This window comes from Haladaptatus sp. HS23 (assembly GCF_056892285.1).
The window spans coordinates 1-352 of the sequence record NZ_JBXGLH010000070.1 but is presented as its reverse complement, the minus strand read 5'-3'; the positions used below and the strand labels follow the sequence as shown (position 1 = coordinate 352).

Annotated in this window: 1 tRNA gene and 1 rRNA gene; both read left to right on the top strand. The window is 58.0% G+C overall.

Features of this window, described 5'->3' with window-relative positions:
* Positions 1–75 (top strand): 16S ribosomal RNA (locus tag AC1XDK_RS30855); the annotation flags it as partial.
* A 125-nt stretch (positions 76–200) separates the two neighbouring features.
* Positions 201–272, top strand: a tRNA-Ala gene (locus tag AC1XDK_RS30850).
* The last annotated feature ends 80 nt before the right edge of the window (positions 273–352 follow it).

Below are 352 nucleotides of genomic sequence, written 5' to 3'. Positions count from 1 at the left end.
CGAATCTGGGCTTCGCAAGGGGGCTTAAGTCGTAACAAGGTAGCCGTAGGGGAATCTGCGGCTGGATCACCTCCTAACGAACGAGATCAGGCCGACGTGCCTGACTCACTTTGGGATTATCCTCGACGACCTCGACCACGCAACTGGTCGGGCACCTTTGAACTGCCAGGGTTAACACAGCCCTCGCCTCGTGGCGAGGCGGGCCCATAGCTCAGTGGTAGAGTGCCTCCTTTGCAAGGAGGATGCCCAGGGTTCGAATCCCTGTGGGTCCATAGCGTGGGACGGTTCGAATCGTGCCCCTTAAGTAGTGGGCGACGAAACGAACTATTCCCAACAAACCGATGCACCAACC